At 67.7% G+C, this 22,014-nt stretch carries 25 protein-coding genes; 10 read left to right on the top strand and 15 right to left on the bottom strand.

Annotated elements, in window-relative coordinates; all coding sequences use genetic code 11:
* The first annotated feature begins 106 nt into the window (after positions 1-106).
* Genes FE811_RS08980 through FE811_RS08965 form a run of 4 tightly spaced genes read left to right on the top strand, consistent with a single transcriptional unit; the run spans position 107 to position 3,829 of the window.
* A complete protein-coding gene (locus FE811_RS08980) occupies positions 107-1,102 on the top strand; it encodes an ABC transporter substrate-binding protein (RefSeq protein ID WP_116220760.1) in 996 nt (331 codons plus the stop codon).
* A complete protein-coding gene (locus tag FE811_RS08975) occupies positions 1,099-1,917 on the top strand; it encodes an ABC transporter permease (RefSeq protein ID WP_072463698.1) in 819 nt (272 codons plus the stop codon). The genes FE811_RS08980 and FE811_RS08975 overlap by 4 nt, the downstream gene beginning before the upstream one ends.
* A complete protein-coding gene (locus FE811_RS08970; protein WP_036757760.1) occupies positions 1,914-2,663 on the top strand; it encodes an ABC transporter ATP-binding protein in 750 nt (249 codons plus the stop codon). Before FE811_RS08975 ends, FE811_RS08970 begins: the two co-directional genes overlap by 4 nt.
* Entirely contained in the window at positions 2,660-3,829 is a 1,170-nt protein-coding gene (locus tag FE811_RS08965; RefSeq protein ID WP_116220761.1) for an NnrS family protein, read from the top strand. Before FE811_RS08970 ends, FE811_RS08965 begins: the two co-directional genes overlap by 4 nt.
* 19 nt (positions 3,830-3,848) lie before the next feature.
* On the opposite strand, the gene FE811_RS08960 is transcribed toward FE811_RS08965, so the two are convergent.
* On the bottom strand, positions 3,849-4,397 hold the full coding sequence (locus FE811_RS08960) for an FMN-dependent NADH-azoreductase (protein ID WP_036757762.1): 549 nt from the start codon (positions 4,395-4,397) through the stop codon (positions 3,849-3,851).
* 135 nt (positions 4,398-4,532) lie between these two features.
* Here FE811_RS08960 and FE811_RS08955 point away from each other — a divergent pair, with 135 nt between their 5' ends.
* Positions 4,533-4,898 carry a helix-turn-helix domain-containing protein gene (locus tag FE811_RS08955; RefSeq protein ID WP_036757763.1) on the top strand — a complete coding sequence of 122 codons (366 nt, stop codon included), beginning with the start codon at positions 4,533-4,535 and terminating at the stop codon, positions 4,896-4,898.
* Positions 4,899-4,942: 44 nt separating this feature from the next.
* On the opposite strand, the gene FE811_RS08950 is transcribed toward FE811_RS08955, so the two are convergent.
* Positions 4,943-5,254 (bottom strand): H-NS family nucleoid-associated regulatory protein, encoded by a 312-nt coding sequence (locus FE811_RS08950; protein ID WP_114535902.1) that lies wholly within the window; start codon positions 5,252-5,254, stop codon positions 4,943-4,945.
* Positions 5,255-5,769: 515 nt separating this feature from the next.
* On the opposite strand from FE811_RS08950, the gene FE811_RS08945 reads away from it, so the two are divergent.
* Together FE811_RS08945 and FE811_RS08940 are read left to right on the top strand one after the other, a co-directional pair.
* Positions 5,770-6,831 carry a YeeE/YedE family protein gene (locus tag FE811_RS08945; RefSeq protein ID WP_114535903.1) on the top strand — a complete coding sequence of 354 codons (1,062 nt, stop codon included), beginning with the start codon at positions 5,770-5,772 and terminating at the stop codon, positions 6,829-6,831.
* Between the two features lie 122 nt (positions 6,832-6,953).
* Entirely contained in the window at positions 6,954-7,538 is a 585-nt protein-coding gene (locus FE811_RS08940) for a rhodanese-like domain-containing protein (RefSeq protein ID WP_072464274.1), read from the top strand.
* A 51-nt stretch (positions 7,539-7,589) separates the two neighbouring features.
* On the opposite strand, the gene FE811_RS08935 is transcribed toward FE811_RS08940, so the two are convergent.
* From FE811_RS08935 to FE811_RS08875, 13 genes are all read right to left on the bottom strand, one after another.
* Positions 7,590-8,528 (bottom strand): MBL fold metallo-hydrolase, encoded by a 939-nt coding sequence (locus tag FE811_RS08935; RefSeq protein ID WP_036757768.1) that lies wholly within the window; start codon positions 8,526-8,528, stop codon positions 7,590-7,592.
* On the bottom strand, positions 8,528-9,439 hold the full coding sequence (locus tag FE811_RS08930; protein ID WP_116220762.1) for an MBL fold metallo-hydrolase: 912 nt from the start codon (positions 9,437-9,439) through the stop codon (positions 8,528-8,530). Before FE811_RS08930 ends, FE811_RS08935 begins: the two co-directional genes overlap by 1 nt.
* A gap of 17 nt (positions 9,440-9,456) precedes the next feature.
* Positions 9,457-10,719 carry an NAD(P)/FAD-dependent oxidoreductase gene (locus FE811_RS08925; RefSeq protein ID WP_116220763.1) on the bottom strand — a complete coding sequence of 421 codons (1,263 nt, stop codon included), beginning with the start codon at positions 10,717-10,719 and terminating at the stop codon, positions 9,457-9,459.
* A 54-nt stretch (positions 10,720-10,773) separates the two neighbouring features.
* Positions 10,774-11,484: a c-type cytochrome gene (locus FE811_RS08920; protein WP_116220764.1), complete on the bottom strand. Its 711-nt coding sequence runs from the start codon at positions 11,482-11,484 to the stop codon at positions 10,774-10,776.
* 3 nt (positions 11,485-11,487) lie between these two features.
* The gene (locus FE811_RS08915; RefSeq protein WP_116220765.1) at positions 11,488-12,639 is read right to left on the bottom strand and encodes a c-type cytochrome; all 1,152 of its coding nucleotides are present in this window, start codon (positions 12,637-12,639) and stop codon (positions 11,488-11,490) included.
* On the bottom strand, positions 12,623-13,915 hold the full coding sequence (gene soxC, locus FE811_RS08910; protein ID WP_036757778.1) for a sulfite dehydrogenase: 1,293 nt from the start codon (positions 13,913-13,915) through the stop codon (positions 12,623-12,625). Before soxC ends, FE811_RS08915 begins: the two co-directional genes overlap by 17 nt.
* Positions 13,916-13,938: 23 nt before the next feature.
* Positions 13,939-15,633: a thiosulfohydrolase SoxB gene (gene soxB, locus FE811_RS08905; RefSeq protein ID WP_116220766.1), complete on the bottom strand. Its 1,695-nt coding sequence runs from the start codon at positions 15,631-15,633 to the stop codon at positions 13,939-13,941.
* A gap of 120 nt (positions 15,634-15,753) precedes the next feature.
* Positions 15,754-16,626 (bottom strand): sulfur oxidation c-type cytochrome SoxA, encoded by an 873-nt coding sequence (gene soxA / locus FE811_RS08900; RefSeq protein WP_116220767.1) that lies wholly within the window; start codon positions 16,624-16,626, stop codon positions 15,754-15,756.
* 35 nt (positions 16,627-16,661) lie between these two features.
* Complete coding sequence (soxZ, locus tag FE811_RS08895) at positions 16,662-16,991, bottom strand: thiosulfate oxidation carrier complex protein SoxZ (protein WP_036757783.1); 330 nt, start codon at positions 16,989-16,991, stop codon at positions 16,662-16,664.
* Between the two features lie 22 nt (positions 16,992-17,013).
* Positions 17,014-17,436, bottom strand: a complete 423-nt coding sequence (gene soxY / locus FE811_RS08890) for a thiosulfate oxidation carrier protein SoxY (RefSeq protein WP_036757785.1) — start codon at positions 17,434-17,436, stop codon at positions 17,014-17,016.
* 39 nt (positions 17,437-17,475) lie between these two features.
* Entirely contained in the window at positions 17,476-17,949 is a 474-nt protein-coding gene (gene soxX, locus FE811_RS08885; protein ID WP_036757787.1) for a sulfur oxidation c-type cytochrome SoxX, read from the bottom strand.
* A gap of 114 nt (positions 17,950-18,063) precedes the next feature.
* Positions 18,064-18,624 carry a thioredoxin family protein gene (locus FE811_RS08880; protein ID WP_114535896.1) on the bottom strand — a complete coding sequence of 187 codons (561 nt, stop codon included), beginning with the start codon at positions 18,622-18,624 and terminating at the stop codon, positions 18,064-18,066.
* 13 nt (positions 18,625-18,637) lie between these two features.
* Positions 18,638-19,375 (bottom strand): cytochrome c biogenesis CcdA family protein, encoded by a 738-nt coding sequence (locus FE811_RS08875; RefSeq protein WP_036757789.1) that lies wholly within the window; start codon positions 19,373-19,375, stop codon positions 18,638-18,640.
* A gap of 120 nt (positions 19,376-19,495) precedes the next feature.
* On the opposite strand from FE811_RS08875, the gene FE811_RS08870 reads away from it, so the two are divergent.
* The 3 genes from FE811_RS08870 to FE811_RS08860 all read left to right on the top strand — a co-directional run bounded on the left by FE811_RS08870 (position 19,496) and on the right by FE811_RS08860 (position 21,403).
* Positions 19,496-19,861: a thioredoxin family protein gene (locus FE811_RS08870; RefSeq protein ID WP_240540516.1), complete on the top strand. Its 366-nt coding sequence runs from the start codon at positions 19,496-19,498 to the stop codon at positions 19,859-19,861.
* Between the two features lie 98 nt (positions 19,862-19,959).
* Positions 19,960-20,283, top strand: coding sequence for a helix-turn-helix transcriptional regulator (locus tag FE811_RS08865; RefSeq protein ID WP_243700249.1), 324 nt, complete (start codon positions 19,960-19,962; stop codon positions 20,281-20,283).
* A 70-nt stretch (positions 20,284-20,353) separates the two neighbouring features.
* Positions 20,354-21,403: a YeeE/YedE family protein gene (locus FE811_RS08860; protein ID WP_116220768.1), complete on the top strand. Its 1,050-nt coding sequence runs from the start codon at positions 20,354-20,356 to the stop codon at positions 21,401-21,403.
* The last annotated feature ends 611 nt before the right edge of the window (positions 21,404-22,014 follow it).

Here is a 22,014-nt window from a genome sequence, read left to right as displayed (position 1 = left end):
CCTAAATCAAGGACGGTCGGTCCCGGCGGCCTATGGTATCGTCAACCCCGCGCCAGCCCTCCGCCAGCGATCCCCCGTTCATCTTGCGACTGCCAGGAGGGCAGACATGTCCCAAACCCCTCGTCATCCCTCGCGCCGCGCCCTTCTTGCCGGGGCCGGCGCGCTTGCCGCCACCCTGGCGGCGCCCGGCATCCTGCGCGCAGCACCCCTGGCGCGGCTTGCGCTGTTCGGACCGCCTGCCGGGCCCAGCATCACCCTGGCCCATGCCGTGGCCAGCGGCGCGCTGAAGGATCTGTCGGCCGAGGTGTCGCTGACCGTCTGGCGCACCCCGGACGAGTTGCGCGCCGGGCTGACCTCGGGGACCATCGACCTGTCGGTGGTGCCGGTGCAGGTCGCCGCGAATCTCTATAACCGCGGCATGGGGCTGCGGCTGGTCAATACCATGACCGACGGGCTGCTGTTCATCGTGGCCGAATCCGGCGTGGTCGCCGATTTCGCCGGGCTGGAGGGCAGGCGCCTGGCCGTGCCCTTCGTCAACGACACGCCCGATTTCGTGCTGCGCGCGCTGCTGGCGCGGCAGGGCATCGCCGACAAGGTGCAGCTGGTGCCCGTCGGCAGCCCCATCGAGGCGGCGCAGATGCTGCTGGCCGGCCAGATCGAGGCGGCGCTGCTCAGCGAGCCGGCCTCCAGCGTGGCGATCATGCGCGGGCGGACCGTGGGCAAGGCTTTCGCGCGGGTGATCGACCTGCAAGAGGAATGGGGCCGGCAGGGTGATGTCGGCCCGGTGCTGCCGCAGGCCGGGCTGGCCGCGACCGACGCCTTCATGGCCGGCGGCGCCGAGGTGCTGGCGCCCTTGCAGGCCGCGCTGGCGCAGGCGAACGGCGAGGTGCTGGCCGATCCGGTACAGGCCGCGACCGAAGCCGCCGGCGCCCTGGACATGCCTGCCCCGATCCTGGCGCTCTCGGTGCCGCATTCCCGGCTGGCCGTGCGCCCCGCCGGCGAGGCGCGGCCGGCGATCGAGGCGATCCTGTCGCTGATGGCCGAAACCGATGCCGCGATCATCGGCGGCAAGCTGCCCGACGACGGGTTCTATCTGCTGTGAGCCTGCTTTCGGCCTGTCTCGACCGGCTGGCGCGGCTGGGCCGGTTCCTGTGGTCGGCCTGGGCGGGGCTCGCGGGCCTGGCGCTGATCGGCGCGCTGTGGCAGGCCGGGCACGAGGCCTATGGCGATTTCATCCTGACCGCGCCGCTGGACACGCTGGCCGCGGCGGCGCGGCTTATGCACGAGGGCAGGGCGCAGGAACTGCTGGCCCTGACCACCGCCCGCGCGCTGGCCGGCTTCGGGCTTTGCGCGCTGATCGGCACGCTTTTCGGGGTGGCGGCGGGCTATTCCCCGGCCACGCTGCGGCTGTCGCGGCCGATCCTGACCCTGCTTCTGGGCGTGCCGCCCATCGCCTGGATCGTGCTGGCGATGATCTGGTTCGGCCCCTCGGACCTGACCGTGGCGGTGACGATCCTGATCTCGGCCACGCCGGTCGTCTTCGTCGGCGCGGTCGAGGGGGTGGTGACGCGCGACCGCGGCCTGGACGACATGGCGCAGGTCTTTGGCGCCGGGCCGCTGCGGCGCTTCCTGTTCGTCTCGGCCCGGCAGATTTCGGCGCAGCTGTTCCCGGCGCTGATCCTGGCGCTCGGCTCGGCCTTCAAGGTGGCGATCATGGCCGAGCTGCTGGCCAATGCCGGCGGCATCGGCGGCGCGCTGGCGCGGGCGCGGGCCATGCTGGACATCGCCGAGGCGCTGGCCTGGGTCAGCCTGGCCGTCGCCGCGCTGATCGCGGTCGAATACGTGCTGATCCGCCCGGTCCGGGCCGAGCTGGAGCGCTGGCGCGAGGCCGCAGCGCCCTGGGGCGTCAAGCGATGAGCCTGCTGGAACTGAACCGCATCGGCCACGCCTTTTTCGGCCGCACCGTGCTCGAAGGCATCACGCTGGGCGTCGCCCGGCAAGAGATCGTGGCGCTGGTCGGGCCGTCGGGTTCGGGCAAGTCCACGCTTGCGCATATCGCCGCCGGGCTGGTCGAGCCGCGCGAGGGGCGCATCGCCCGCCACTACCTGCGCCACGCGATGGTCTTCCAGGAGCCGCGGCTGATGCCCTGGGCCACCGCGGCCGGCAATATCGGCTTTCCGCTGCGCCTGTCGCGCGCGCCGCGCCGGATGCGGCGCCGGGTGATCGCCGATGCCGCCCTGCGCGCCGGCCTGCTGCCCGAGGATCTGGGGAAATACCCGTCCGAGCTTTCGGGCGGCATGCGCCAGCGCGCCGCCATCGCCCGCGCCCTGGTGACGGACCCGGATTTCATCTATTTCGACGAACCCTTCACCGCGCTGGATGTGGCGCTGAAGCGGCGGATGCAGGATCTGGTGATCGAGGCCGCCGCCTCGGCGCGCTTCGCCGCGCTCTTCATCACCCATGACCTGCTGGAGGCGATCCGCATCAGCCACCGCATCCTGGTCCTGGACGCGGGCGGGCGCGGCATCGCCGGCGAGCGCCTGCCGCCGGGCAGCCCCGGCACCCGCGACGAGGCGGCGATCTTTGCCCTGCGCCAGCACTACCTGACCGCCGACCCGCTGTTTGCGCATATCCACGACATCGACGAACGGCTGCGCCCATGACGCCTCCGCTGCACCGCGTGCTGTCCGACGAAGGCTTCCGGCTGTTCTTTCCGCTGGCGGCGCTGCATGCCGGGCTGTGGCCGCTCGTCTGGGTCGGGCTCTGGTCCTTCGACCTGCCCCTTGCGCGGCAGATCCCGGCCGGCATCTGGCATGCGAACGAGATGATCTTCGGCGCCTGGGGCGCGGCGCTGCTGGGCTTTCTGACCACCGCCGCGCCGGAATGGAGCGACACCCCCCGCCTGCGCGGACGGCCGCTTTGGGTGCTGGCCGCACTTTGGGGCCTGGCGCGGATCGCGGGGCTTCTGGGCGCGGACCTGCTGGTCCTGCCGGCGATGCTGGCGGACCTGGCCTGGCTGGTGCTGCTGCTGGCCTATCTGCTCAAGGTCTCGCTGCAGCAGCGGACCACGCGGCTGCTCAGCTTTGCGGGCTGGCTTTTCGCGCTGGCGCTGGCCGGGCTGATGGCGCGCATGGCGATGCTGGCCGGGCAGGCCGAGGCGGCGGCGGAATGGCTGCGCGTCGCCGGACTGGTGTTTCTGGGGCTGCTGTCGCTGGCGCTGGCGCGCATCAGCGTGCCGGTGACGAATATCGTGCTGGACCCCAGCGAAAGCACCTCGCCCTTTCGGCCGCATCCGGGGCGGCTGAACCTGTCGGCCGGCTTGGTGGCGCTGGCCCTGGCGGGGCAGGTCGCGGGGCTCTCGCCGGCGGTCGCGGGCTTTCTGTGGATCGCCGCCGGCGCCGCCTTCATGGACCGCATGGCCGAGGGCTTTGTCGGTGCCGAGGCGTTTCGCGCCGAGATCATGGTGCTGATGGCGGCGGCGGGATTTGCCGGCGCGGGGCTGCTGGGCTTGGGTGCCGCCGCGCTTGGCGCGCCCTGGGCCGAGGCCGGGCCGCTGCATCTGGCGCTGATGGGCGGCCTGGGCCTGGGCGTGCTGGCGGTGCTGGCGATCGCCGGGCGGTTCCATACCGGGCAGGGGCTTGGCCTGAACCGGCCGACCCGCGCGGCTTTCGTGCTGGCTGGACTGGCGGTGCTGCTGCGCGCCCTGCCCGAGATGGGGCTGATGCCGTGGCCGCCCGGCCCGCTGCACCTGCTCGCCGCCCTGCTGTGGGCGGCGGCGTTCCTGCTGTGGCTGGCCGATTACTGGCCGGCGATACGCCGCCTGCCCTAGGGGGCGGGCGGCGCGGGGTTCATGCGGCAAGCTGCCGGGTCTGGCCAAGCGCCTGGTCGATGGCGGCCTGGCGCTGTTCTGGGCCGATGCTCACGCCGTCGGCCATCACGAATTCGGCCTCGATGCCGATGAAGGCAAAGACCGAGCGCAGGTAGCTTTCCAGATGCTCCAGCGCCACCCGCGCGTCGTCGCTGTAAAAGCCGCCGCGCGCCAGGGCGATGATCACGCGCTTGCCGCCGGCCAGCCCCTCCGGCCCCTCGGCGGTATAGCGGAAGGTCTTGCCGGCGACGACGATGCGGTCGATCCAGGCCTTGAGCTGGCTCGGCAGGGTGAAGTTATACATCGGCGCGCCGATCACCACCGTCTCGGCGGCCAGGAACTCGTCCAGAACCGCGCTGTCGGCCAGCGCATCCAGCGTCAGATGCGGCAGCGGCGCGCCGGCCAGGTCGCGGCGGATGACGGGGACGCCGGGCCGGGCCTCGGCCAGCCGGTCGATGATCGCCTGGCTGACGATGCGGCTGACGCTGTTGTCGCCGGTGATGCTGCTGTCGATATGCAGGATGGTCACTTTTGTCTCCTAGGTATGGAATTTATACTGAGGCCGCTTAGATAACCATCGGGAAGACCCCCGCAAGAAGGCACAATCCTGTGCCGCAGTTACATGGCTGTGACCCGGTCACGGCAAGGAAACCGGAGAAACCAGATGCATGACCCCAACAGTTTCGGTTGCCGGGCCTTTGCCGCCGTCCTGCAGCGGATCGGCGACAAATGGAGCCTGCTGATCGTTTCGGTCCTGGCCGAGGGGCCGCGGCGGTTCAGCGAATTGCGCCGCGAGATCCCCAGCATTTCCCAGCGCATGCTGACGCTGACCCTGCGCGGGCTGGAGCGCGACGGGCTGGTGTCGCGCACGGTGACGCCCAGCATTCCGCCGCGCGTGGATTACGAATTGACCGAGCTTGGCCGTTCGCTGCGCAAGCCGGTCTGCGCGCTGGCGGAATGGGCGATGGCGAATATCGACGCGATCCATGATGCCCAGGCCCGTTTCGACCGGGCGGGCGAAAAGGTCTAGCCGGGACAAGGCCCCTGCATTCGATCTGCCGGGGGCAATGCCGTTCAGATGGCGAAATCTTCCAGCGCCTTGCCGGCGGCCAATCCTTCGGCGATCCAGCGGGGTTTGCGGCCGCGCCCGCTCCAGGTCAGATCGGGATTCTCGGGGTGGACATATTTCGGCGCGGCCGCGGGACGCTGCGCCGCCGTCTCGATCAATTGCGTCAGGGAAAAGCCGAATTGTTTCGCGGCTTCCTCGGCCTTGGCGCGGGCTTCGGCCTTGCGGCGGGCCTCGAAACCGGTGATGGCCCTTTCGACATCCTTGCGCAGCTGTTTCAGCTCGGCCAGGGACATGGCGTTCAGATCGATCTCGGTCATTTGCAGTTCCTTTCGATAGGCGATTGGCGCCGCTGCCGCATTCACGCCGGAAACCGGCGGCCGGCGAAGGCGCCGCGCTGATCGCTCGAAAATAACCGCCGGGCGGTCGGAATATCAAGATCCAGCGCCGCGGTTTTTCAATCGCCCATTGGCGACGCCGGCAGCATTTCAAGCCGCCCGATGGCCATGCGCGGCGTGCGATCTTAATCCCGGCGATCATCGGGTTTTGCGTCGCTGGGGCCGCAGGAGATCGCCTTTTCATTCCAGCGTTTTGCCTGGTCGATTTGCGCCGATGGGCGCACCGATTATGCGATCTTCATCGCTTGGCTTCCAGAAACCTTGCCGGCCGGTTGTCCTGGAATCCGCCGGATCATTGGCGTTTTTATCGCAGGCGACCGGCAATTCCGGGCGGGGCGGCCGCGTGCCGCGTTGATGCCTGGGCTTTGGCCCGGATATGATCCATGTCAAGGCGCGGTCGGGGCGGCCGGGGCCATATGTCGAAAAGGATGGCTGCCATGGATCTCGACTTTCTGCTTGAGCATGTTCCCGAGCCGCAACTGGCCGCGATCTTCGGTTTGCTGGTCGGGGCCGTCTTTGGCTTTTCCGCGGAACGGTCGTCCTTTTGCCTGCGCGCGGCCACGGTGGAATTCGCTCGTGGCAGCCTGGGGCCCAAGGTCGCGGTCTGGCTGCTGACCTTTTCGACCGCGGTGATCTGGGTCCAGGGGGCAGGGCTTCTGGGCCTGTTCCGCGCCGAGGAGGCGCGGATGATGGCCGTCACCGGCAGTTGGTCGGGCGCGGTGATCGGCGGGCTGATGTTCGGCGCCGGCATGGTGCTGGCGCGCGGCTGTTCGGGGCGGCTTCTGGTGCTGGCGGCGACGGGGAACCTGCGCTCGGTCGTGTCGGGGCTGATCTTCGCGGTGGTGGCGCAGATGGCGCTGCATGGCTGGCTGGCCCCCTTGCGGCAAGAGCTGGCGGGGCTGTGGACCACGCCGGGCGGGCGCAATGTCAGCCTGCTGACAGCGCTGCCGCTGCGCGAATCCGGCGCCATCCTGGTCGGCATCGGCTGTGCCGTGCTGGCGCTTTGGCTGGCGCGGGCGAACCGGATCGGCCTGCCGGTGCTGGTCTTTGCCTCGGGCGTGGGCTTTGCGGTGGCGCTTGGCTGGGTGCTGACCTTTTCGCTGTCGCAGCAGGCCTTCGATCCGGTCAGCGTGACCTCGGCCACCTTTTCCGGGCCTTCCGCCAGCACGCTGATGTTCTTTCTGACCGAAAGCCCGATCCTGGATTTCGACATCGGCCTGGTGCCGGGCGTCTTTGTCGGCGCCTTCCTGTCGGCGGCGCTGAAGCGGCGGCTGAAGTTCCAGGGCTTCGAGGGCGAGGGGCAGATGCGGCGCTCGATGTTGGGGGCGGCGCTGATGGGCTTCGGCGCCATGCTGGCCGGGGGCTGCGCCATCGGCGCCGGCGTCTCGGGCGGCTCGATCTTCGTGGCGACGGCCTGGCTTGCGCTGTTGTGCATGTGGATCGGCGCCGTCATCACCGACTGGCTGGTGGACCAATCCGCGCATCGGGCGACGGCCTGACCGGCCGGGGGCGGGAAAAGGCAGGGGCCGGAAAAATGCCGGCACGGACGCATGAAATCGCTTCGTTATATCGCTCAAGTCGTATATTCGTATCTTGCTATATAAGCAGGAGAGGATTTCACATGCGTGCCATTCTTTTTGGCCTGGCATTGTCGGCGCTGTCGCCCCTGGCTCCGGCCTGGGCGAGCGATGCGGCGGCCTTGCCCGAAAACAAGCAGACGGTGCAGAAGCTGTATCTGACCGCGGCCGAGGCCTATGAAAAGGTCGTGCAGTCCCCGCAGGAGGTGCTGTTTCTGGATGTGCGCTCGCCCGGCGAGGTGGCCTTTGTCGGCATGGCGACCGTCGCGGATGCCAACGTGCCCCACATGATCCAGCCCGCATCGCCCGCCTGGGACGACAAGCGCTCGACCTTCAAGATGGAAAGCAATCCCGGCTTCATCGACGAGGTCCGGGCCCGCCTGGGGGCCAAGGGCCTTGGCCAGGATGCGGCCATCGTCCTGATCTGCCGGTCGGGCGACCGTAGCGCCAAGGCGGCCAACGAACTGGCCAAGGCGGGCTTCGGCAATGTCTGGTCGGTGACGGACGGGTTCGAGGGCGACCTTGCCAAGGACGGGCCGCTGGCCGGAACCCGCAGCGTCAACGGCTGGAAGAACGCGGGCCTGCCCTGGAGCTACAAGCTGGACAAGGCCAAGATGCACGGGATGTAACCCGGCGGGCCGGAGCGGCCGGGCAGGGCAGGCGCCCGCCCGGCCGCAGCCTTATTCGAACTCCATCTCGGCAAAGACCACGCCGGCATTCTTGGTCGCCAGTTCCTCGAACGTATCGAGCCGCGACCAGCGCGACTGGTCGACGTAATAGGCGCCGCCCAGGTCGCCGCCCTCTTCGATATGCGCGCCGATCTTTTCGCGCAGATCGGCCAGGTAGTCGCGGGTATAGCGCGTCACCTGCGCCAGGTTGGTCGGATGGCCATGGCCGGGAATGACATGGGCCGGGGCCAGCGGCGCGAATTTCGTCTCCCATGTCTCGATCCAGCACGAGGTGCAGGTGCCCTCGAAGATCGGCGGCATGCGCTCGTGAAAGGCGATGTCGCCGGCGATCATCATCGACCATTGCGGGATCCAGACCTGGGTGTCGCCGGGCGAATGCGCGGGCCCCAGGTGCAGCACCTCGATGGCGACGCCGCCCATGGTGATGTCCTTGCGGTCGGTGAAGGTCTCGGTCGGATGGGCGATGACCGTGCCCTCGGCCCTTTCGCGGGCATAGTTCTGCAGGCCGGCCAGATCCTGCGGCGCGCCGTCGGCGAATTCGGCGGCGGCCTCTTCATGCGCCAGGATCGGCACGCCCTGCGCCGCCCAGTAGCCGTTGCCCAGCATGGCGTGGCCCTGGCCGTTTTCGTTGATGACCAGCTTGACCGGTTGGTCGGTGACGGCGCGGATTTCCGCGTGCAGCGCCTCGGCCAGCTGCCACGACGCGCCCGAGTTCACCACTACCACGCCCTCGTCGGTCACGATGAAGCTGAGGTTGTTGTTGTGCCCGGCATTGTCATAGGTCGGCGGCGCGGTGGCGCCGATGGCCGAAAAGACGTTCGGGATCACCTCGACCGGCTTCGAATACAGGACCGATTGCGGGTATTGGTCGGGGATGTCCTCGGAGGCGAAGGCGGGCGCGGCGACCAGGCAAAGCATCAGTCTGCGCATCAGATCTCTCCCGTGAAGCGATAGCCGGTTTCCGCCTTCTCGACCCGGCCGAGCCCGCCTTGCGGCAGGTGGTAGCCGATGAAGGGCATGGCATCCGCCGCCAGCCGTTCCAGCAGCGCAATGCGGGTGGCGGCGGCCAGCGGCGGATCCTGGTCCGAGGGCGAGGGCCAGTCGGGGCGCTCGAAGGCGATGTGGTGGTTGCCGATCGCATCGCCCACGACCATCAGCGCGCCCTCGGGCGTCGCGATCTCATAGGCCAGGTGGCCGGGGGTATGGCCGGGGGTCAGACGCGCGGTGATGCCGGGCAGGGCCTGTTCGCCGTCCGCCAGCTTGCGGATGCTGTCGGCCACCACCTCCAGCCGGCGCGAGGCGCCGATGGCAAAGCTGGCGCGCTCCTCGCCGATGCTGTCGACGGTGGCGGGGTCCATCCAATAATCGAACTCGGCCTGGCCGATCATGTATTCGGCCTGGGCAAAGACCGGCTCGTCGAATTCGTCCAGCAGGCCCCAGAGGTGATCGGGATGGCCATGGGTGATCAGCACATGGGTCACGTCCTCGGGCGCCAGCCCCAGCGCCTCCAGCGCCTCGATCACCTTGCCGGCGGTCGGCATGAAGTCCGGGCCCGATCCCAGGTCGAACAGCACCGTGTTGGTGCCGTCGCGCAGCAGCGTCAGGTTGCAGGGCGGCGTCAGCGCGCCCGCCGCCAGCCCGTGCCGGGCCATGAGGGCCGAGACCTCGGCCTCGGGCAGGCCGGCGAAGGTGAAGTCCAGCGGCAGTTCCAGATGCCCGTCCGACAGGCTGTCGATGCGCACCGGACCCATGGTCAGGGTGGTGGCGGCCCAGGCCCGCCTGTAGGGCAGGGCCAGGGCGGCGGCCGAGGCCGCAAGGAAATGGCGGCGGCTCAGTTGCATGGGTTCGTCCTTCCGGTTCAGCCGAAGATGTCGGCGGTGATGCCCGCATACCAGCCGAGGCTTTCCTCATAGGTCAGCTTGCGCAGCGCGGCATCCTCGCCGGTGTTGCTGATGAAGTTCTCGACGCTGGCGATCCGGTCGCCGTTCGGCTGGTAGGACGCGCCCAGCTTTATGCCGTCATCGGGGGCCAGCAGCGACCAGCAGGTGTTGGAATACTTGGCCGGGAACACCCGCGAGCCGGTCAGCTCGCCGCGGATCGCCATGGCGGCGACCTTGGCCTGGCTGTTGGCCGAGAAGGCGGATTTCGGCATGTCGCCCTGGGCGCTGGAATCGCCCAGGATCCAGACATTCTCGTCCATCCGCGACTTCATGCTGTCGGGATGCACCGGGGCCCAGCCGCTCTCGTCCGTCAGCCCGGCGATGGCGGCGATCCGGCCGGCGCTCTGGGCCGGGATCACGTTGCAGCAATCGACCTTTTGCGCCGTGCCCTCGACCAGCACCTCCATGCTGTCGGGGCGCACCTCGACGCTGGCGCCGCCGAATTCGGGGCTGATCCATTCGACCATGCCGTTGTAATATTTCCCCCAGCCCTCCTCGAACAGCGTCTGCTTGGAGAATTTTTCCTTGGGGTCCAGGATGATGATCTTGGCGGTCGGATTGCCCTGCTTGAGCAGATGCGCGACCATGCTGATCCGCTCATAGGGGCCGGGCGGGCAGCGATAGGGGTTGGGGGGCGCGACCATGGCGAAGACGCCGCCCTGGGGCATCGACTCGATCATGCGCCTGAGCAGCTGGGTCTGCGGCCCGGCCTTGTAGGCATGGGGCATGATTTCGGCCGCCTCGAGCGACCAGCCGGGGACCGAATCCTCCTTGAACTCGATGCCGGGCGACAGCACCAGCCGGTCATAGGGCAGCACCTGCCCGCCCGCCAGCGTGACCGTCCGCGCCGCGCGATCCACCCCGACGGCCGTGTCGTTGACGACGGCGACCCCGGCGGCGGACAGCTTGTCATAGCCGTGCTGAAGGCTTTCGAAATCGCGGAACCCGCCGATATAGAGGTTCGAGAAGAAGCAGGTCGTATAGACCGGATTGGCCTCGACCAGGGTCACGTCCAGCGCGCCCCGGGAATCTCTGGCCATGTAATGGGCCGCCGTGCCGCCGCCGGCGCCGCCGCCGATGACGACGACCTTCGGCTTGCCCTGTCCCAGGACGACGGGCGCATAAAGCAGCCCGGTGGCGGCGGTGGCGCCCGCGATCAGCGATCGTCTCGTCAGGATCATCTTTCTCTCCTCCCTGATGAACGGTCCGGTGCGTGGCAACCGGCCGCTTTTCGGTCATTCGAGCGTGGCGAAGAAGGCGGCCAGCGCCGCGATCTCTTCCTCGCTGAGCCTGCCGGCCATCATCTGCATCACCGGATGCGGCCGCAATTTCTGCTTGTAGGCGTGCATGGCGACCACGAAATCCTCCTGCGGCCAGCTGGCGATCGAGGGGATGCCCTGGTCGGAACCGTCGCGCTGGTGGCAGGTGGTGCATTCCGCCGACAGATAGGCGCCGAACTCGGGATCCCCGCGCAGGGCCAGCACCTCTTCGGACAGCACCGGCGCGTTGCGGCGGGCGGTGGGCTCGGCCTCGGGAATGTCCTGGGGCCGGTCGGAATAGTCGCGCATATAGGCCATCAGATCGGCCCGCGCCTGGGGCTCGGCCAGCCCGCGATAGGACATGCGCGTGCCGGTCACCAGCGCCTTGGGGTTCTCGATATAGGCGTCGAGCGTTTCCAGGGTCCAGGTCAGCCCGTCATTGCCCTTGCGCTTCATGGCCTTGGAATAGCTGAAATCGGCCAGGCTGGCGGCGCGGCGGCCGAAGACGCCGTTCAGCCGCGGGCCGACGGAATGGCGCGCGCCCTTGCCGATCCGGTGGCAGACCGAGCATTCCTTGCCGAACAGCTCTGCCCCGTGGACCGCGTCTCCGATTTCGGCCGCTGCGGCCGGCGTGGTGCCGGTCGCGGCGGCCAGGAACAGCGCGGGCAGAAGCTTGCGCTGTTTCATGGGTTACTTGGCGAAAGTGGCGAGATAGGCGATGACGGCGGCGCGATCGTCCTCCTTCTTCAGCCCGGCAAAGGACATCTTGCCGCCCTTGATCATCCCCTTGGGGCTTTCCAGATAGGTGTGCAGGGAAGCATCGTCCCAGACCAGCCCGTCCGCGGCCATGGCGAGCAGGGGCTTGGAGTATTTGAAGCCCTCGACCTTGCCCGCCGGGCTGCCGACGATGCCGTTCAGCGTCGGGCCGGTGCTGTTCTTGGCGCCGTCGCCGACCTTGTGGCAGGCGGCGCATTTCTTGAACACCTTTTCGCCCTGGGCCAGCAGCGCCGGGTCCGCAGCGGCCGCGGCTTCCGCCGGGGCCGGGGTTTCCGGCGCCGCTGCGGCGGTCTTGACCACGACCTCGGGCGCGGCTTGCGCCGGTGCCTCGGCCGGCGCGGCCTCGGCCTTCTTCTCGACCGGCGCGGCGGGTTCGGCCGGTTCGGCAGCTGCGCCCAGGTTGGGCATGCTGCCGGCCGGGCGGCCGTCGGGATCCTCGGGCGTCACGTTCAGATCGACCGCGCGCTTGGTGATCTCGACCCCGACCGCGCAATCCGTCATGCAGGGCTCTTTCGAGAACAGCGGATATTCGCTCTGGTCGCGGTCGTCGGGATAGAAGCCCTCGGCATTGGGCAGCACGACCTTGGTGAAGTTCTCGTGGGTCAGGACGAAATCGTCCTCAACCAGCCCGTTGGAATAAAGCAGGAAGGCGGTGATGGCATAGGTGTCGTCCACCGACAGGGTTTGCGCCGAGCCGAAGGGCATCGAGCGATGGACATAGTCGTAGACCGTCGACAGATAGGGCCAGTAGCTGCCGATGGTCTTGACCGGGCGCGGATCGGTCAGGCTGCCGTCGCCGCCCGCCAGCACCGGCCAGCTGTCCAGCCCCTCGGCGAAGTCGCCGTGGCACGAGGCGCAGTTGTCGGCGAAAAGCGCATCCCCCGTGGCGACATCGCCCGAGCCGGGGCGCAGCCCCTGGCCGTCGGGCAGGACCGCAGTGTCCCAGGCGCTGATCTCTTCGGGCAGGGCCACGCGGCCCAGTCCCAGCTTTTCCGCCATGGCCGGACCGGCAAGCACCGAGGCCGCCAGCACCGAGCCCAAAAACAGCTCAAGCGATTTCGACATTCTCGACCTCCCCGTCGGCCTTGACCCACCAGGTCTGGATTCCATTGTTGTGATAGACGTTGTTGCGGCCGCGGATGGCGCGCAGGGCATCCTTGGTCGGCTGGACATAGCCGGTCTCGTCCACGGCGCGCGATTGCAGCAGCATTTCCGACCCGTCCCATTCGATGTCCAGGTGGAAGCGGGTCAGCGCCTTGGGCAGGGCCTGGCCGGTGATCCGCGCCGTGGTCCAGTTCTTGCCGCCGTCCAGCGAGACATCGACGCGGGTGACGCGGCCGTTGCCGCTCCAGGCCAGGCCGGAGATCACCAGCGGCCCCTTGCCGTGGCGGATCGGCACCTGCGGGCTGGGCGAGGTGATGACCGATTTCGCATCCATCACCCAGGTCCATTTCCGCGCCCGGCCGTCCGGCATCAGGTCGGTGTATTTCGAGGTCTCCTCGCGGCTTTCCACCGCCTTGTCATAGATCCCCAGGCGGCGGACCCATTTCACCCACATGTTGCCTTCCCAGCCCGGCACGACCAGGCGGGCGGGATAGCCGTGTTCCTTGCGCAGCGCCTCGCCATTGGCGAAGAAGGCCAGCATCATGTCGTCCATCACCTTTTCCATCGGGAAGGAGCGACCGTTGGACGAGGCATCCGCCCCCTCGGCGTAAAGCCATTTGCCCTCGGGCTTGACCCCGGCCTCGGCCAGCAGCACCGACAGCGGCACGCCGACATATTCCATGTTGTGGATCATGCCCTGGGTATACTGGCAGCCCTCCAGCTGCGCGCCGCCCCATTCCATGCCGCCGTTTGCCGCGCATTCGCAGAAGGCGGTGGTGGTGGTGCGGGGAAAGCGCAGCAGATCCTCGAAGGTGAAGACCAGCGGCTTTTCCACCAGCCCGTTGATCATCAGCCGGTAGTCCTGCTTGCTCAGCTCGATGGAGCCGGAATGGTGCCGCTCGAAGGCACAGCCCTGGGGCGTGATCGTGCCTTCCAGCGCATGGATCGGCGTGAAGTTGATCGAAGAGACCGGGCTTTCGGTCAGCCATTCGACATATTGCCGCTTCACATGCGATTCGAAATGGATCGGCAGGCCGTAGGGATTGGCATCGACCGCCTCGCCGAATTCCGAGGCCCAGGGCTGGATCTCGGTAATCAGCGGGTCGGGGGTTTCGGCCGCGCGGGCCAGGCCCGTGCCGGTGACAAGGCTGGCGCCGGCCACCGCGCCCCCGCGCAGAAAGGCGCGGCGCGAGGTGCCGACGGCGTCCTTGCCGTCCTTGGTGAGTTCGTCTTTCATGGGCGAACGCTCCTTCGTGATTGTCAGACCCCGGTCACGGTGACCGAGGTGTTGGGTTGCAGGCGGACGGTGCCGATCTTGCGGATATGCGATTCGACCACGTCCCAGATTTGCGGGCCCTCGGTGCCTTCGTTGACCGATGCCCAGCCGGCGACTGTGTAGGATTTGGCGGGCTCGATGGCCTCGCCCGTGTCGGCCAGCGCCATGGCGCCGATCCGTTGCCCCATCGGCTTGGACACGTCGATCGCATAGGCCAGCCCGCCCACGCGCACCATGTCCCCGCCTTGCTGGTAATAGGGGTCCGTGTTGAAGATGTTGTCGGCGACGTCCTCCAGGACGGTCCTGAGCGTCTCGCCGGTCATTTCGGTGCGGTAGACCGCGCCATAGGTCATCGAGGTGACGTTGTGGACGTCCTCGCGGGTGATCGCATCGCCGGGCAGCAGCGTGGTGCCCCAGCGCACGCCCGGCGACAGCGCGATCTGCACGTCGCGTTCCGTGCGGATGGCGTCGCAGATCAGGTCGTCCCAAGAGCCGTTGAAGTTGCCGCGGCGGTAAAGCAGGCTTTCGGTGGTGCCGATCTTTTCCTCGAGCTGCGCCTTGAAGGGCGCGCGCTCGGCGTCGATCAGGGCGGCCATGTCGGCATCGGGCGTGATGACGTCCGAGAAGATCGGGATCAGCTTGTGGCGGAAGCCCATCATCTTGCCGTCGCGCACGTCCAGGTCGACGCGGCTGACGAATTTCCCGTTCGAGCCGGTGGCGATCAGGATCGTCTCGCCGATCAGGACCGGCTCGGGGACGGCGTCATGGGTATGGCCCGACAGGATCACGTCGATGCCCTTGACCCGGCCCCCCATCTTCTTGTCGACGTCGAAGCCGTTGTGCGACAGGACCACGACCAGGTCGACGCCCTCGGCACGCAGCTCGTCCACGACCTGCTGCATCCGTTCCTCGCGGATGCCGAAGCTGTATTCGGGGAACATCCATTTCGGGTTGGCGATGGGCATGTAGGGGAAGGCCTGGCCGATGACGCCGATGCGCTGGCCGCCGCGCTCGAAGATCTTGTAGGGCTCGAAGGCCGGCTCGTCCCATTCCACGTCGAAGATGTTCGCGCCGAGGAAGGGGAACTTCAGCTGGGTCTCGACGATCTCCTTGACCCGCTCGGTGCCATAGGTCCATTCCCAATGGCTGGTCATGGCATCGACGCCAAGCGCGTTCATCACGTTCACCATGTCCTGGCCCTTGGTCAGGAACGAGGTCATCGAGCCGTGCCAGGTGTCGCCGCCATCGAGCAGGATCGAGTCGGGCCGGGCGGCGCGGATCGCCTTGACCACGGTCGCGACGCGGTCCATGCCGCCCATCCGGCCGTAGCCGCGCGCCAAGGCCTCGAAATCCGGGTAGCTGAGCGCATAGGCATCGGCCGATCCGGGCGCGATGCCGAACATCTTCTGGAACTCGGCGCCGGTGACATGAGGCACCTTGCCCTTGGCGTCGCCCACGCCGATGTTGATCTCGGGCTCGCGGAAATAGATTGGTTTCAACTGGGCATGGATGTCGGTCACATGGATCAACGTCACATTGCCGAAATCGTCGAACTGCAGCAGCTGGTCCTGGGTCAGCGCCTGCTGCGCCGACACCCGCGACCATGTCCCGAAACCCGAGGCCCCGACCAGGGCCGAGGTGGCCATGGCGACCTGAATGAACTCACGTCGGGTAATCATCCCCCGGTTACTCCTGTGCGTTTCGGACAAGACTCTTCCGCCGCGCCAAGGCGCGCCGAAGCATTGCCCTTTCGATTGGTAGGGAAGGGGACCGCCGGCAGGGCCGGCGGTCGCAAGGCTTCAGTGCCGGACCGACACGCCTTCGACCGAAAGGCCGTTGCCGCGCGAGGCGACGTAAAGCTCCAGCGCCTTGAAGTCGTCCGAGCCGGCCTTGAAGGTCTCGGCGCGGGTGTCGCGGACGCAGCCCACGAAACGCTGCTGTGCCGTGACCATGCCCGAGTCCTTGAGCCGGTAGGTCGGGAAGCCGTTCACCTGGCCCTGGCTCAGGTGGTCGGCCCGGATCATCAGGCCGTTGTTGTCCTCGTGGCAGTTCGCGCAGGACATTTCCAGCTGGCCATAGCGGGTATAGTAGATCTCCTTGCCATGCTCCCAATAGGGGGCAGCGGGCCCGTCGATCTTGACGTTGACAGCCATGCCGCGTGACTGAAGCGAGATCAGCGACAGCATGTCCTTCATGTTCTCCGAGGTCACGCCCCATTTCTCCAGGCCCATGCGCTCGGTCACGCAGGCGTTGACGTAATCCTCCATGATCATCAGCTTGCCGGTCTTTTCGTCGACCCGAGGCATGACGGCGCGCAGCCCGGCCATGGATTCCGGTCCCTGGTGGCAACTGGCGCAGCTTTCGCCGCCCGTGCCCATGGCCGCGTTCCACTTGTCGAGGCCGCGGTCCACGAAGACCATGGCGGGGTTGTCGAAATCGTCCCGCTCCAGATCCCGCGTGGTGTCGTCGCGAAAGTGCCAGCCGGAATAGATCGCGTCGAACGTGTCGGCCAGAAAGGCGGGCGGTGCGGTCTTGGTCACGATCTCGACCTGGCCCTCCTCGGCTTCGATGACCAGTTCGTCCTCGACCGGGTCCGCGAAAGCCGCGCCCGCAAGGGCGAGGCCAAGGGCCGTGGCGGCCAAGGTGCCTTTTGTCTTGGTAAAGCGCAGCATCGCGTCTCCTCCCTGGATCTGGATGTTTGCGGCGCTCAGGCGACCGAGATCGGCTTCACGTCTTCGTAGACAGAGCCGTCGTCGTCATACCAGGTGAACTTGAATTCCCCGGCCGCATCGACCTTGGCGTCGAATTCGAAATAGGGGTTGGTCGAGACCGCCGGGTCGATCGCCACGTCCACCACGTTCACCCCGTTCAGGTCGCACGTGAAGCGGTTGATGATCGAGCGCGGGATCAGCTTGCCCTCGGCATCCTTGCGCTGGCCCGATTCCATCTTGTGCGAGATCAGCGCCTTGATCGTCACGCTCTCGCCCGCCTTGGCCGAACTCGGAACCTTCACGCGGGGCTTTGCATCATCTGCCATCGTAATTCTCCTGTTCCTGGACTCAGCCGCCGCAGCCGCCGATGGTGACTTTGACGGTGGTCTGGGCCTTCACGATCGAACCGTCGCCCATCTTCGCCAGCGCGATCACGTCCTGGGTCTGGGCCAAGCGGATGCGGGTCGCGGCGCGCTGGTCGGCGGCGGCGGGACCGAAGTTGAAGGTGGCGACCGCCGGCTCGGGGTTGCCCGCCGCCAGCAGCATGACCGACACCGCGCCGGGGGCGCTGACCTCGATCGGCACGGTATTGCCGTTCTCGGCGATCTCGGGGGCGGTCAGGGTAATCCCGCCTTCGCCCGCGGCCGCGCCGCCGGTGAAGGCCGCGGTCAACTCGTCAACGGTGCTCGCCATCACGGCCTTGCCCGGCAGGGCGGCGGCGGCAAGCCCGCCAAAGCCGATCCAGAGCGCCTCACGTCTTGAAAGGATCATGTCTTTCTCCTTGATTGTCGGGCCTGTAGAGATCAGGCGTCATTCCTTCAGCGTCACGAGGAAGGCCACGACATCCTCGATCTGCTGTGCGTTCAGGATGGGGGCCAGCGGCTCGGCCCCGGCCTTGCCGGTGAAGCCGTCGCCGGGCCGGACGAAGCCGTCCACCTTGTAGAAGGCCGGCATGAAGGTGCCCTCGAAGGTCATCTTCGCATTGGCGACGATGCCGCGCAGCTGGGCCTCGGTCCAGCGATCGCCGGCGCCGTCCAGCGGCGGGGCGATGGTGCCCGGAAACTCGACGTCCGGCAGCGCCCCGATCTGGTGGCAGGCCACGCAGTTGCCAAGCGCGTTGGTGGTCATGACCCGAACCCCTTCCTCGGGGTTGCCTGGGGCGCCGGTCAGGGAAGCCTCGACCGCGCCTTCGACATAGACCACTTCCTTAGGTGCCGTTTCACAGATGGCAGGCGTCGCGATGGCCATGGCCACCACCGACGCATACCATAGATGGCTGCTCATGCTGTCCTCCCTGTGCTCTCCCTGGGTTGATGATAGCGAATGGACGCCGGTCCTTACAACATAAATATAGCAATTTTTGAATATTTATATGTATGCCGGTCCGAAGGGGCCGGATCAGTCCTTGCGTTCCAGTTCGCGGGCCAGAAACTTCTGGAAATGCTCGCCATTTTCATAGCCATGCGCCCGGACCCAGGTCAGCAGGGCGCTGGTCGTGCCCTTGCCGAACGCTCCCGGCATCATCGCCACGGCGGCCTGGGCGGCGGTCTTGTCGGCCGGCACTTCCTCGGGAAGGAAGATCATCGTCGGCGTGAACATGACGCCCCAGCGCACGGCCATGTCCTTTTCCGAAAGGGCGGTGCCGTCGAAATCCGTGACCTCGACATCGCCGAACAGGTTCATCTGGACGACGAAATAGCCGTCGCGGATCAGCGCGTCGATCTCGGGGTCGGGAAAGACCTTCTCGTGCATCTCGGCGCAATAGATGCAGCCGCGCTGCTCGACCAGGATCAGCAGGCGCTTGTCCTGCGCATTGGCCTCGGCCAGATCCTCGCGCAGATCCTTGAAGGTCTCGCGCAGCCAGGTGGGCTTGTGCAGGCCGTCGTCGCCGATTTCGGCGGCGGCTGCGGGTGCTGCCGCCAGCAGCAGGCAGGCGGCCAGGGCGCGGATCGGTGTCATGGTCGGGCTCCTCTCAGGTAAGCGTGGCTGTCCAGTCGAAGTTGCGAATCATCCAATCGGCGATGGCGTTGACGGAATTGGTGGCGATCAGGATGCCGAAGACGATCAGCATGACCCCCATCGCCTTTTCCACATGCCCCATCATCGCGCGGTGCCGCGCGACCCAGGACAGGAACGGTGCCGCGAAAAAGGCCGCCAGCACGAAGGGCAGGGTCATCGCCAGGCCGTAGACCACCAGCAGCAGCCCGCCCCGCCACAACTCGCCCATGCCCGAGGCCACCATCAGGATCGCCGCCAGTGCCGGCCCCACGCAGGGCGTCCAGCCGAAGCCGAAGGCCAGCCCCATCACATAGGCGCCGATCAGGGTCGAGGGCTTGGCCTCGGTCTGCACCCGCGCCTCGCGGTAAAGCAGGCCGATCCGCAGCACGCCCAGGAAATGCAGGCCGAACAGGATCAGCACCCCGGCGGCGACCCAGGACAGGGTTTCCTTCCATTGCGCGAAGGCCTTGCCCAATGCCGTGGCCCCCAGCCCCAGCAGCAGGAAGATCGTCGTCACGCCCAGGGCAAAGGCCAGCGCGCGCAGCACCATCCGCCGGCGCGCGCCCGGCGCCACCGTGCCGCCGTCGCGCAATTCGCGCACCGACGCCCCCGCCATATAGGACAGGTAGAACGGCACCATCGGCAGGATGCAGGGCGAAAGAAAGGAAAGCAGCCCCGCCAGCGCGGCCCCGCCATAGGTGACATCCAGCATCGTTACCCCCCGCAACTTGCCGTGCTGCCGATGCTTGCCCGGCGGCCGGCGTTATATTAGAATATTCCTATGTTCAAATTATGGCGTCAATCCTGTTCTGGAATCCCCCTATCCAAGCCCATGCTGCTGGCGCTGCTTGCTGCGGCATGGCCGGCCGGGACGGCATGGGCGGCAGAGCTGCGGCTCTTGATGTTCGAACAGCCCGGCTGCCTTTATTGCGCGCGCTGGGACGCCGAGATCGCGCCGCAATATCCGCTGACCGACGAGGGCAGGGCCGCGCCGGTGCAGCGGCTGCAGATGCGCGACCCCCTGCCCTCGGGCGTCGAGCTGGCGCGGCCCGTGACCTTCACCCCTACCTTCGTGCTGATGGCCGGCGAGGTCGAGTTCGGCCGCCTGGAAGGCTATCCGGGCGAGGACTTCTTCTGGCCCATGCTCGCCCGGCTGATCGGCCAGGCCGAGCCTGATTCCACCACCGATCCGCGATAAATTGGCCCAGCCCTCCGGTTTGGGTTGCCGCGCGCCGGCTTACCCGGCATTTAGGGACCGAAGGGAATGGGGATGAGCCCTTGGGCGGTATCGAGAACATCCGGCAGGAACCGGAACAGGAAGCCGATTTCGACGCGCTGATCAAGGCTGCGAACGATGCCTCGACCTTTCTGAAAGCGCTTGGCCATGACGGCCGCCTGATGATCCTGTGCTATCTGATGAGCGGCCCGAAAAGCGTGACCGAGCTGGAGAATCTGCTGTCCTCGCGCCAGGCCGTGGTCAGCCAGCAACTGGCGCGGCTGCGCCACGAAGGACTGGTCAGCGCGCGGCGCGACGGGCAGACGATCTTTTATTCGATCCTCGATCCCAAGGTCGTTGACTTGCTTGTCGTTCTGAAAAAGCTGTTCGGGACGGATTGCTGATCCCGCGGGGAGGCGGGGGCGGTGCCGGGAGGCCGCGGAACCGGATTTCCGCGGGAATGGGAGAGATGCGATGGATGAGCTGCCCTATGGATTGCTCGCCGCCCTGGTAGGGCTGGCAGGCGGGATCGTGCTGGGACTTGCCGCACGGCTTGGGGACTTCTGCACGCTCGGCGCGCTGGAATCGGCGGTCTATGGCAAGGACGCCCGGCGGCTGCGGCTTTGGGGCGTGGTGCTGGGGGTGGCCATCCTGACGACGCAGGCGCTGGCCCTGGTGGGCTGGATCGAGCTGGAGAACAGCTTCTACCACACCATCCGCTGGAACCCGCTGGCCTCGATCGTCGGCGGGCTGGTGTTCGGCTATGGCATGGCCATGGCCGGGAATTGCGGCTTCGGCGCGCTGGTGCGCTTCGGCAGCGGCGACCTGCGCTCGCTGGTGGTGGTGGTGGTGATGGCAATCATCGGCTTCATCGTCCTGTCCGGGCCGCTGGCGCCGCTGCGCGTGCTGCTGTTCCCCCAGCCCGAGGCAAGCGGCCCGCAGGGCATCGTCCACGACCTGGGCCTGCTCGGCCTGCCGGCGCCGCTGACGGTGGCGCTGTTCGGTGCCGGGGCACTGGCCTGGGGGCTGGGATATGCGCCGCTGCGGGCAAGGCCGCAGATGATCGCCTGGGGCGCCGCTGCGGGCCTGGCGGTCAGCTGGTGCTTCTTCGGCACCAGCTGGCTTTACGACCACAGCCTGGGCGCGGTCCAGATCGAGGGGCCCTCGTTCACCGCGCCGGTGGGCCGGACGCTGATCTACCTGATGACCTCGACCGCGGGCGGGATCACCTTTTCCGTGGGCTCGGTCGTGGGCGTCATGGCCGGGGCGCTGATCGGCTCGATGATCCGCGGCCTGTTCAAATGGGAGGCCTGCGAGGATCCCCGCGAACTGGGCCGGCAGGTCGGCGGCGCGGCGCTGATGGGCGCGGGCGGCGTGGTGGCGATGGGCTGTTCGGTCGGGCAGGGGGTCTCGGCCTTCGCGGCCCTGGCCTGGTCCGGCCCCGTCACCCTGATCGCCATCGCCGCCGGTGCTGCATTCGGGCTGCGCCGCCTGATCGGCGGCTTCCAGAACGCCGTGGACTGAAACCTGGCGCCGGCCGACCCTGCCTGCGTCGCGCGGATCGCCAGCCTGCCGCGGCTGCGCCAGGGGTCGGTCCCACCACCCTGATCGCCATCGCCGCCGGTGCCGCATTCGGGCTGCGCCGCCTGATCGGCGGCTTCCAGAACGCCGTGGACTGAAGCCTGGTGCCGGCCTGCCCCGCCTGCGTCGCGCGGATCGCTGGCCTGCCGTGGCTGCGCCAGGGTCCGGTCCCACCGCCCTGATCATCCTCGCGGCCGGTGCTGCATTCGGATCGCTCCGCCTGATCGGCGGCTTCCAGAACGCCGTGGACTGAAGCCTGGTGCCGGCCGGCCCCGTCTGCGTCGCACGGATCACCAGCCTGTCTCGGCTGTGCCAAGGGTCGGCCTCGCTACCCCCGAAAGCAATCACCGGAAAAGCGAGGCCGCCCCCCGGTCCGGCAAGTACTTGGCAGGGGACGGCATCGCCTTTTCCGGGCCGCGGCCGAAGGCGCGGCAGGGCGACGGCACGCGATCCGGCCGCGGCCCCGCTGCATCGCTTCGCCGGAACGGCCCCTGCGCTTCTGCGCGCCGGGCCGTTCCCTTTCGTCACTCCATCTCTATCATGAGGTCTTTTGC

Origin of the sequence: Paracoccus sp. FO-3 (assembly GCF_006386455.1) — a bacterium.
In the GTDB taxonomy this organism is placed as follows: domain Bacteria; phylum Pseudomonadota; class Alphaproteobacteria; order Rhodobacterales; family Rhodobacteraceae; genus Paracoccus; species Paracoccus versutus.
This window is presented reverse-complemented; position numbering and strand designations above follow the sequence as displayed.

Excerpts from the sequence above, each read along its gene's own strand:
- FE811_RS08980 (WP_116220760.1), top strand. The coding sequence starts at position 107 with ATGTCCCAAACCCCTCGTCATCCCTCGCGCCGCGCCCTTCTTGCCGGG.
- FE811_RS08970 (WP_036757760.1), top strand. The coding sequence starts at position 1,914 with ATGAGCCTGCTGGAACTGAACCGCATCGGCCACGCCTTTTTCGGCCGC.
- FE811_RS08965 (WP_116220761.1), top strand. The coding sequence starts at position 2,660 with ATGACGCCTCCGCTGCACCGCGTGCTGTCCGACGAAGGCTTCCGGCTG.
- FE811_RS08955 (WP_036757763.1), top strand. The coding sequence starts at position 4,533 with ATGCATGACCCCAACAGTTTCGGTTGCCGGGCCTTTGCCGCCGTCCTG.
- FE811_RS08950 (WP_114535902.1), bottom strand. The coding sequence starts at position 5,254 with ATGACCGAGATCGATCTGAACGCCATGTCCCTGGCCGAGCTGAAACAG.
- FE811_RS08945 (WP_114535903.1), top strand. The coding sequence starts at position 5,770 with ATGGATCTCGACTTTCTGCTTGAGCATGTTCCCGAGCCGCAACTGGCC.
- FE811_RS08940 (WP_072464274.1), top strand. The coding sequence starts at position 6,954 with ATGCGTGCCATTCTTTTTGGCCTGGCATTGTCGGCGCTGTCGCCCCTG.
- FE811_RS08935 (WP_036757768.1), bottom strand. The coding sequence starts at position 8,528 with ATGCGCAGACTGATGCTTTGCCTGGTCGCCGCGCCCGCCTTCGCCTCC.
- FE811_RS08930 (WP_116220762.1), bottom strand. The coding sequence starts at position 9,439 with ATGCAACTGAGCCGCCGCCATTTCCTTGCGGCCTCGGCCGCCGCCCTG.
- FE811_RS08925 (WP_116220763.1), bottom strand. The coding sequence starts at position 10,719 with ATGATCCTGACGAGACGATCGCTGATCGCGGGCGCCACCGCCGCCACC.
- FE811_RS08920 (WP_116220764.1), bottom strand. The coding sequence starts at position 11,484 with ATGAAACAGCGCAAGCTTCTGCCCGCGCTGTTCCTGGCCGCCGCGACC.
- FE811_RS08915 (WP_116220765.1), bottom strand. The coding sequence starts at position 12,639 with ATGTCGAAATCGCTTGAGCTGTTTTTGGGCTCGGTGCTGGCGGCCTCG.
- soxC (WP_036757778.1), bottom strand. The coding sequence starts at position 13,915 with ATGAAAGACGAACTCACCAAGGACGGCAAGGACGCCGTCGGCACCTCG.
- soxB (WP_116220766.1), bottom strand. The coding sequence starts at position 15,633 with ATGATTACCCGACGTGAGTTCATTCAGGTCGCCATGGCCACCTCGGCC.
- soxA (WP_116220767.1), bottom strand. The coding sequence starts at position 16,626 with ATGCTGCGCTTTACCAAGACAAAAGGCACCTTGGCCGCCACGGCCCTT.
- soxZ (WP_036757783.1), bottom strand. The coding sequence starts at position 16,991 with ATGGCAGATGATGCAAAGCCCCGCGTGAAGGTTCCGAGTTCGGCCAAG.
- soxY (WP_036757785.1), bottom strand. The coding sequence starts at position 17,436 with ATGATCCTTTCAAGACGTGAGGCGCTCTGGATCGGCTTTGGCGGGCTT.
- soxX (WP_036757787.1), bottom strand. The coding sequence starts at position 17,949 with ATGAGCAGCCATCTATGGTATGCGTCGGTGGTGGCCATGGCCATCGCG.
- FE811_RS08880 (WP_114535896.1), bottom strand. The coding sequence starts at position 18,624 with ATGACACCGATCCGCGCCCTGGCCGCCTGCCTGCTGCTGGCGGCAGCA.
- FE811_RS08875 (WP_036757789.1), bottom strand. The coding sequence starts at position 19,375 with ATGCTGGATGTCACCTATGGCGGGGCCGCGCTGGCGGGGCTGCTTTCC.
- FE811_RS08870 (WP_240540516.1), top strand. The coding sequence starts at position 19,496 with ATGCTGCTGGCGCTGCTTGCTGCGGCATGGCCGGCCGGGACGGCATGG.
- FE811_RS08860 (WP_116220768.1), top strand. The coding sequence starts at position 20,354 with ATGGATGAGCTGCCCTATGGATTGCTCGCCGCCCTGGTAGGGCTGGCA.